This window comes from Lapidilactobacillus mulanensis, from assembly GCF_003946215.1.
In the GTDB taxonomy this organism is placed as follows: domain Bacteria; phylum Bacillota; class Bacilli; order Lactobacillales; family Lactobacillaceae; genus Lapidilactobacillus; species Lapidilactobacillus mulanensis.
In genome coordinates this window covers 1-8,838 of sequence record NZ_RHOW01000057.1, presented here as the reverse complement: position 1 = coordinate 8,838, position 8,838 = coordinate 1, and the positions used below count along the sequence as shown (strand labels likewise).

The window sequence follows — 8,838 nt, the reverse complement described above, 5'->3', positions numbered from 1 at the left end:
TCAGAACACGATCCTTCCTATAATGGCATTATACTAAATCGTGTCCATAGATTCATACTACATCCATAAATTGCATTTCCATATATGGCGGAATCTAAAACATATATTTTTTTGTTTTCAAATCGGAAATTGCCACCGCCTTAACTTCTCTACTGGATCTATTATACAGGCAGACTAGCTCTTTAACCAAATATAAAATTAAAGAATCAGTAATAATACTATATTACATATCTGAAAAACAGTTTTTAACTGCTAGGTTATAATTTATAGATAAATAAAAGCAAGCACCTACGTAAAAAAAGTGCCTGCTTTTATTAATTATCAAAAAAATTCCCATCTATATTTATAAAAGGGTATCGCGCCAATTGAAATATTGATTAACTGATCTTCAATTGCCCAATTATTTACGTTCTAAGATGTCTAATATAGATAATTTGACTAATTATCCATGTAATTTTTGTTGCAACGTATCACCAATGCCATCTACCTTCTTAGCAGCCAAGACGGTGCCGCCGATGAGAACACCACCAACAATGAGCGTAGAAGCGATCATAAACTTAAATACACTTTTCAAGACGTCCATAAAATCCCCCCTTACTTTTTACTGGTTCGACCAACAACTAATGAAACAATCAGAACTAAAATAATTGCCCCGATGATCGATGGTATCAATGCCATGCCAGCTAATGAAGGACCCCAAGTGCCAAGGAGCCCTTGGCCAATCCATGCACCAATCAAACCAGCTACGATGTTTGCAATCCAGCCCATAGCAGCACCACGGTTAGTGATTGCGCCAGCAATGGCACCAATGATTGCCCCGACGATTAATGACCAAATAAGTCCCATATTTACTCACTCCCTTAGTTAACACGACTAGATTTATTGTCAGACGTTACTTTATCAACGCTGTCACTTAATGTTTCCTTCGATTTCTTTGCGCCCTTACTGACGGCTTCCTTCGTTTTGTCTGTAGCATCGCTCACGCGATCTTGCAGAGAAGTCGAATCTTTTTCATGTTGCTCCTTTGTCTTGACATCAACAACATTCACATTTACCTCAATTACTTCTAAGTCGGTCATATTCTTTACTTCCCGAACGATAACATTTTTGATCTTGTCATATAGTTTAGAAATATCAATGCCGTATTCAGCAACAATGTCGAGATCCACTGCAACCTGCTTTTTTCCAACCTCTACATCAATTCCTGATGTGACATCGGAAGTATTAACTAGTTTTTCAGCAACATTTGCGAAAAAACCGCCATCTACGGTTAATAAGCCATCTACTTCAGAAAGTGCAATACCAATTATTTTTTGAATAACCTTATCATCAAATGTTAAATTGCCTTTAATACCAGACTTTTCGTTAGTTGTTGTTTTTTCACTTGGCGTTCCGTTCTGCATAATTTTTCCTCCTTATAATTCAAACAGTTATTTAAAAACATTTGTTAAGATACCAGTTTTTTGAATATAATAACCCGCGGTAATCCCGATTGCCATAAAAATCAAAACAAAAAGCGTCTTGAAAAATCCAAAAGTGATGATAAGGACCGCTAAGAGCAATCCTATAATTCCACCAATTAGTGGCCAAAAATAGGCTTTAATGAGTTCGGTCACGTTATCACCTCCTAGACAACTCGAGATTGTTGCACATTATCGTCCGACTCATTGAAATCAACGAGTCGGATTTTTATTTTTTTCTGTTCAGAAATTCCAAGACAAATACGCAAATCTTTTTTTAATTGATTGAGAAAATTTGCAGTCTGTTTCTTGGCATTGACTGAATTTAGTAGATCACCCGATATTTTAAGTGTGATCCTTTTTTGTGATAACTTAGCTGATACCTTGGGGTTACCAATAAAGGGTTCATGTTGAAGTGCTGAAAGAGCAAAATGCTCAATAGCTTTCTTACTGATGGTAACTTGACCATCAGACTTTTGATGAAGATATAATGACTGTGACCGTGGCCAAAAAAGTGTGATAAGCAATAAAACAATTAACACCGCCGCCAGAATTATCCCACTCCAAAAAAGGTATATCGGTTCGTACTGATCCAACCAATCAAACTTTAATTGCATGGGTGTGCTAGTGCCAATGGCCGTTGACCAATTTTTAAAGACAAGAACTATGGACAAAGGAAATGCAAGGATAATAACAACTACTATTAAAGCCTTAAATATAAATCGCAAATCATCACCACCTTTACCATGATTATAGCAGGACAGTAGTGATGATGGAATTATATGCACTTATGAGAAACCAATTAAAATTTTTATTTGACTAAACCAATCTGGCCACTAGGGTATACCCTAGTGGCCAGAATGTATAATGGAGGATTACACGTTTAACTTTTATTTGAATTGATTAGAAAATTGACCTGAATCAACAAATTCTTAATTTGTTGTCTTCGAGGTTTCTTTCTTCGTGGCTACTTCTTTTATGAATCAACAATTCTAAACGCTTTTATCCATCAGTTCTAGCTACAAATTATAATTGAACGCATTTTAAGCCAGAGAACATGAATCGTGAAATAAACCCTTTTAACAGAGTATAATTTTAGACGATAATGAATTTTAGAAAAGAGGGAAATCTATGTATGATTGTTCAAGAAAATTCAATGAGTTTTATCACACAAAAATTATACTTCCAGAAAAAAGCCAAAACGAATTAAGGCAAAAAAGAAAGACCAATATAAAAAGATTAAAATCTGGTTTATCAGAATACAATGCTGAAAACAAAACTGGCTTTAGAATTTCTGAGGAAAGAATACAAGGCAGCATGGCTATGCATACTGTGGTACAAAATGATGAAAATGATTACGACATAGATGTTGGAATAGTATTTGAGTCAGATAATCTTGACGAAATAGGACCCTATGCTATCAAAAACATATTGGAAAATGCATTAAAAAGAAAGATGGGGCAATTTGCAGTTGAACCACTCGTAAAAACTAGTTGTGTTCGCATGGAATATTCAAATGGTTACCATGTTGATTTTGCAATTTTTAAGAGGTCTAAAATTCATTTGGGAAATGAGTACACTTATGAGCACGCAGGAGCTAAATGGTCTACAAGGCATATTAAGGCGTTGGAAGAATGGTTTAATACAGAGGCATCAAAAACAAATGACAATCTGAGAAAAATAGTTCGATTGTCTAAAATGTTTTGCAAGTCTAGGGAATCTTGGAAAAATATGCCAAGCGGATTAATTCAAACTGTTTTATGTGATGAAGCGATTACCAATAACTATTCCCGAACAGACGAACTATTTTATTATACAATGAAAAAGATTGTTGCTAGACTGAATACTAATCTGGAGGTTAATGCTCCAGTTGATAATGGAAGAAGATTAGTAACACGAGAAATAGATTATACTAGGATGCGAAATTGGAAGAACCATCTTGAAAATGAATTGAAAAAATTGGATGTTTTATTTGATCCAGATTGCACATTTGCAGAAGCAGTTGATGCTTGGGGACTTTTTTTTAATCACTCATACTGGAAAGAGCTAAACATGCAAGAAACCAGAAAGAGCCTTGGAGAAGATACAAAAAGAGTATTCAATAATACGGAGGAGTTCATTGAAGATAAATATCTCGTCAATGAATATTATGATGTTAGTATCAACTGTAAGCTATCCGGAAACGGAATCAGACCCATGCCCATTGCAAAATATCTAAATTCGCATTTTGCAAAGTACATTCCACATAACTTTTCTGTAACGTGTAAAATAGCGCATACTAATTGCCCATCATTCGACAAAATATTATGGAAGGTATTAAATGTGGGTGAAGAATCTGTGAAACGAAACGATATTCGCGGACAGATTGTGGACAGGGGCGAAAAGATAACAGAAAACACGATTTTTCGTGGCCAACATTATATTGAGTGTTATTTGATCAAGAATAACATATGTGTTGCTATCGGACACTTAGATATACCTATTGGAAAAGAATAGGTGGTGGAAGTAAAGTGAAAAAAGTAGCGAAGCTAATTGGGCTTAGTATAATCTTATTAATACTTATATTTGTATCTACATTAATCAATCAAAAATATTTATCGTTTGCAGTCATAAATAAAGTACTCACTCTATTTATTGGTGCTTGGTTTCCAAAACTAATTCGGTACTCTGTCGATTTGGTGGACAATGATAACTGGAAAGCATCGCAGCGCAAGCTTGAAAGAGCTGGTATTTTGAAAAAAAATACTATTATAAGAATATCATTTGCGTATTTGTTTAGAATCAAAGTTGATGGAAAGTATTTCTTGGTCCCCAATACACGATCTTGTAAATATCAACCAGTAGGTGGCGCATACAAGTTTTGTAATGAAGAGGCACAATATTTAAGCAGTAGCATGTCAATTGAGAATGATGATAGAGTGCCAGTAAATAAAACTACCAAAAATGATTATAGATTATTAGTAAAGGATAAATATTTAAGAGCCTTTGTAAAAAGATTTGATATTACTGAGGATAGGGAGAATGGATCAAACCTTAGTAGGGAATTCGAAGAAGAAATATTTTCAACTGGCATTTTAACTAAAAAATCGTTTGGAAGTCATTTATCATATAAGTATTGCGGAAGACACATGACTGATATCCAATATGGTAGTATATTCGAACACTACGAATTACTTTTAGCAGATGTTTTTGAAGTTCAATTATCGGAAAAACAGGAAGAACTGTTTAGAAATTTGATGGATAAAAAATCTGACAAATATTATTTTGCGACCTCTGATGAAATAAAGTCTTTTGGAGTATCAACTGTGACTAACAAATTCACAGACAACATTGCAACTCATACTCCTAAGATAATAACTGAAAATACTGAAAATCTTAGTAAGAGAGAGAAAACCAGCCCCATAATAGAGATTGCACTCAAGTAAGTCATTTCAAAAAATGATACCTATTTTCTAGTTATAATTGGTTGATTTTCCATTTATCTGTATAATAGATTAAGCAAGAAGTTTTAAGGGCGGTGGCTGTCTTTTCCCTTGCGAGGTGAGGCCCATGGGAACATGGAATAATCTTCAGGAAGGTTTCATAGTCAATGAGCGTCTTCCAGACACTCTCGTTGATGTTGCTGTTTGCAATGTTTATTTTAGCGTTGCTAACATACATCGACAAAAGGAACAAATAAAAAAGCCGCCCTGCGTAACTTTGGTAGGTTACAGGGCGAACTAGTGTCGTTTTAATATCTGCCACCGCCTTTGAAGCGGCTTGCATGGGAAGTCTTGTTAGCACAGGACTTCCTTTTTTCTATTTTCATTATAGCATGTCCTTTAAAAGCTGGCTAACGTTTCGGACTTTGATTGGGTTCAAGATCGAGTTGTTTGATTTCCAGATTCTGTTCAGCAAATGCTTGTAGCTGCTTTTGCGTTCGCTCACTGATTTCTTCGTATATCTCATGTAACTGGTTTTTAAATTGTGCTTTTTGTTGTGAATTAGTCGTTTGCTGAACTTGTTGTTGCAAGCTTTGATAGGACTTATTCAGTGACTGAGCTGATAGCTTTTTTAAATCATGCTCGGGCTCTTTTTGTGCTTCTTGTAAGCCTAGTTGTTTGGTTAACCCGTCACTAAGCTCAATCACTTTGTTGCTAACTTGCTGGATTTCACTTAAAGCACTATGGATCACGGCTTTATCTTTGGCCCAGGTAGCTACATAACCGAGGGAGTAATTACCCGTATCAACCCCAATATTTTGCATGGCAACATATGCGACCGCTTCGGCTTGGGTTTCTTGATAGGCTCGCGGGCGATCTTTAAAGGCTGATTTCAAGCCGTGTAGCTGACTATGCGCATATTCGTGATATAACGTCTTCAGTTTCAAAGCATTGTCGGGCTCATCGCCACCAATAACGATTTCATTAGTGCTGGGTTGAAAATATCCCTTAGCCCCATTTAGCGTCGCTAAAGGCACTTCACTGACTTTAAGGTCGGTTTGCTGGTTTAAATAATCTTTGAACGCGTTATACAAGCTCGTTACATTCTGATGATCGGCTAAATTTTCTTTGACAAAGTCTTTAGCACTTAACACTGGTTCACCACTAGTTTGTGCCACGTCGAAGATGGGTAGGTAACGATAACCAACAATGGCGCGTTCATCGGTGGTATCAAGACGCTTTTTCTCGGCTGGTGTTAACTTCTTAATAATCGGGGCCGCAATCCGAATCGCTTTTGCGCCCCGGTTGACGGTGCGGTTAAAAGCCGTCTGCCATTGCTTAAAGCCCGCGACTTGAGTGGCTTGCGGATTTTGCGCATAAATCAAATCAATGTTTCTGGCGCTATAATGATGGAATTTAGCCAAGGTATTGAGGTACTGTTTAAATCGGTCACTATCGGTTAATTTTAGGATTTGTTGTTCGGCTTGGGCGACTAATTGTGCTTTCCAGGCGTTAATGTCTGCTTTACTCGGCATTGTCTACCCCTCCTCATCTTCAAAAATATCATTCAGTATGGGAGCCACTTTTGTTTGAATTGAGGTCGTGCCATAAAGGGCAACGTAACCGTCAGACAATTTTTGCCAAGCCACTTGATAATAGGCTCCGTTACCAGTGATTTCTTTTAAATACTTGTAGGTTCCTTTAGCCTGCAAAACTGGTAATTCACTCCCAATGACTGCTAATTTATTATCCATTTTATGATCTCCTTTGCTTTGCTAATCTCACCCGTCATTTAGGTTCACTTTTATAAAGCCAAAAGTAAACCTAAATGACGGGTTCACCAACCGCAACAACGTGCAGGGCGGTAGGCAAGTTCTAATCAAAATCAAAACTTAATTTATGGCCGTCAAGCTTTAACTTGGCGTCAAACGACTTTCCCTTTTTGCTCTTGAAACCCTTTAATTTGCTGGTTTCACCCTTGGTGACTAAGGCTTTGATTGCAGTTTTACCGAGGGTTTTGCTACTCCATTTCTTGGGTAAGGTAAAGTCTTCGCCTTGCTTAGGCTTCACAATGTAAAACTTCTGTTTATTTAAAACGGTCGCTTGCGGTGTTTCTAAGAATACTTCAGCGGATTTTTGCGCTTGCTGTTGGTGATCGATTTGTTGCTTAATGGCTGCACTGCCAGTTAATTGCGCGGGGACATCAGCAATCAACTTTGCCACGAACTTTTTGATTTGGTTCAAAAAGTTATCTGGGGTACGTTCTTCGGTACTGATTTGTTGTAACGCTTGCTCCCATTTCGCTGTCATCTCTGGGCTAGTTAGCAAGGGTTCGAGTTCGACCGCTTTACATAATGTGATCCCAGCTTCACTGACGTGGAGTTTGTTCTTTTCAGTGACGAGATACCCGCGTTTCTTTAACACTTCTAGCACATTGGCCCGGGTCGCACTTGTCCCAATTCCTTGCACGTCTTTGAGAATCGCCTGGGCTTCTTCATCATCAAGCGTTTTACCGGCCGTCTTCATGGCTGTGATTAATGTCCCTTCGGTAAACGGTACTGGTGGGGTCGTTTCTTTTTGCGGCGTTTGCAGATTTGCTTGAACTTGGTCGCCTTGGTGAACGATCGGTAGGGTGGCTGCCTCTTGCTGGTCGGCTTTGTGATCATCAAATAAAACTTGCCAACCTTGCTTAGTTGGGACCTTACCCGTTGCTTTAAAATTGGCGTCGCCAACTTGGGTAATAATGATGGTTTCTTCATACTCGTACGGGTCAGCAAACATCGCTAACGTCGTCCTTAAAACCAGGTCATAGACTTGTTGCTGTAATTTAGGCAAGCTGGCTAGTTTCTCTTTCGTCGGCACGACTTTAGTCATAATAATGGCATAGTGTTCTTCAACTTTTTTCCCATCAACATAGCGTTTGTTCGGAGTGGTATTGGTTAAAGCGACTGGCTTAGAGACCAAACCCAGATACTTCGTCAGATTAGCCACTAAATAATCAAATTCTTCATCAGTGATATAAGCACAATCCGTTCGGGGATAACTCAGCAACTTGGCTTCATATAAACTTTGAATGGCCGCTAAGGTTTGGCTGGCACTGGCGTGATAACGTTTATTCATGGCACTTTGGAGACTGGATAGTGAGAATAGTTGGGGACTAGCACGCTTTTTGCCTTGTTTTTGGACGTCCTTGATTAAACCGTCCTGCGAGCCTTTATGAACGTGTTTAGCTCGCATGAATGTCATTAGCCCTGCTTCGTCTTTAAATCGCTGATAGGGGTCTAATTTTGCGATGAATTTTTGCTGATTAGCAAGAATTTCAGCATTTAGTTCAAAATAGGGTTCCGGCTTAAAGTTTTTGATTGCCTGGTCTCTTTGATAGACCATATACAAGGTTGGCGTCTGCACGCGACCAATTGAGTATACCCCGCGTACCCCGTTTTGTCTTAATAACAAAGTATATAAGGGACTACCATTCATACCGATCAACCAATCACTAATTTGACGGGTTTGGGCTTCTTTATAAGCCAAATAGTCTTTGTGCCAGTCACCAAGATTTTTAAAGCCGGTAATAATGGCGTCTTTTTCCAAACTATTCAGCCATAGACGCTTAATGGTCTTCTTTTTAACGTCAATCTGGGCTTGGTTCATGATTGACCAGGCGATATTGGAGCCTTCCCGGCCGCTATCTGTGGCAACAATAATGGTATCGGCCTTCGTTAACAGGTCTTTAACGATCTTGAATTGCGTTCTTTTGCTAGCTGACACTTCAAACTTGTATTTGTTGGGGAAAATCGGTAAATTAGATAGGGCCCATTGCTGATATTTCTGATCATATTTATCCGGTGTGGCTAGTTCAACTAAATGTCCGAGACCATACGTGACAAGCGTATTTTCGGGCAAAACAGGGTCGCTAACCGTATAGTAACCCTGTTTTTTTGTGCTCTTTTGAAAGG

At 38.2% G+C, this 8,838-nt stretch carries 11 protein-coding genes; 3 read left to right on the top strand and 8 right to left on the bottom strand.

Annotated elements, in window-relative coordinates; genetic code table 11:
• Window positions 1-442: 442 nt before the first annotated feature.
• Genes EKM67_RS09920 through amaP form a run of 5 tightly spaced genes read right to left on the bottom strand, consistent with a single transcriptional unit; the run spans window position 443 to window position 2,188 of the window.
• Entirely contained in the window at window positions 443-583 is a 141-nt protein-coding gene (locus EKM67_RS09920; RefSeq protein WP_003681696.1) for a hypothetical protein, read from the bottom strand.
• A gap of 11 nt (window positions 584-594) precedes the next feature.
• The gene (locus EKM67_RS09915) at window positions 595-846 is read right to left on the bottom strand and encodes a GlsB/YeaQ/YmgE family stress response membrane protein (protein WP_003680323.1); all 252 of its coding nucleotides are present in this window, start codon (window positions 844-846) and stop codon (window positions 595-597) included.
• Between the two features lie 14 nt (window positions 847-860).
• Complete coding sequence (locus tag EKM67_RS09910; RefSeq protein ID WP_057904665.1) at window positions 861-1,403, bottom strand: Asp23/Gls24 family envelope stress response protein; 543 nt, start codon at window positions 1,401-1,403, stop codon at window positions 861-863.
• Between the two features lie 27 nt (window positions 1,404-1,430).
• Window positions 1,431-1,616, bottom strand: coding sequence for a DUF2273 domain-containing protein (locus EKM67_RS09905; RefSeq protein WP_025014030.1), 186 nt, complete (start codon window positions 1,614-1,616; stop codon window positions 1,431-1,433).
• 11 nt (window positions 1,617-1,627) lie between these two features.
• Window positions 1,628-2,188 (bottom strand): alkaline shock response membrane anchor protein AmaP, encoded by a 561-nt coding sequence (gene amaP / locus EKM67_RS09900; protein WP_125578844.1) that lies wholly within the window; start codon window positions 2,186-2,188, stop codon window positions 1,628-1,630.
• A 403-nt stretch (window positions 2,189-2,591) separates the two neighbouring features.
• Here amaP and EKM67_RS09895 point away from each other — a divergent pair, with 403 nt between their 5' ends.
• The 3 genes from EKM67_RS09895 to EKM67_RS10950 all read left to right on the top strand — a co-directional run bounded on the left by EKM67_RS09895 (window position 2,592) and on the right by EKM67_RS10950 (window position 5,139).
• The gene (locus EKM67_RS09895; RefSeq protein WP_125578843.1) at window positions 2,592-3,956 is read left to right on the top strand and encodes a nucleotide-binding domain-containing protein; all 1,365 of its coding nucleotides are present in this window, start codon (window positions 2,592-2,594) and stop codon (window positions 3,954-3,956) included.
• Between the two features lie 14 nt (window positions 3,957-3,970).
• Window positions 3,971-4,885 (top strand): SMODS-associated NUDIX domain-containing protein, encoded by a 915-nt coding sequence (locus EKM67_RS09890; RefSeq protein WP_125578842.1) that lies wholly within the window; start codon window positions 3,971-3,973, stop codon window positions 4,883-4,885.
• Window positions 4,886-5,049: 164 nt separating this feature from the next.
• Complete coding sequence (locus EKM67_RS10950; RefSeq protein ID WP_072672334.1) at window positions 5,050-5,139, top strand: putative holin-like toxin; 90 nt, start codon at window positions 5,050-5,052, stop codon at window positions 5,137-5,139.
• A 153-nt stretch (window positions 5,140-5,292) separates the two neighbouring features.
• Here the strand turns inward: EKM67_RS10950 and EKM67_RS09875 are convergent, their stop codons facing one another.
• The 3 genes from EKM67_RS09875 to topB all read right to left on the bottom strand — a co-directional run.
• Window positions 5,293-6,417, bottom strand: a complete 1,125-nt coding sequence (locus EKM67_RS09875) for an ArdC-like ssDNA-binding domain-containing protein (protein ID WP_125578841.1) — start codon at window positions 6,415-6,417, stop codon at window positions 5,293-5,295.
• 3 nt (window positions 6,418-6,420) lie between these two features.
• Window positions 6,421-6,636: a hypothetical protein gene (locus EKM67_RS09870; protein WP_056986576.1), complete on the bottom strand. Its 216-nt coding sequence runs from the start codon at window positions 6,634-6,636 to the stop codon at window positions 6,421-6,423.
• Between the two features lie 121 nt (window positions 6,637-6,757).
• Window positions 6,758-8,838 (bottom strand): type IA DNA topoisomerase (gene topB / locus EKM67_RS09865; protein WP_164506642.1); only part of this gene is annotated, 2,081 nt, incomplete at its 5' end.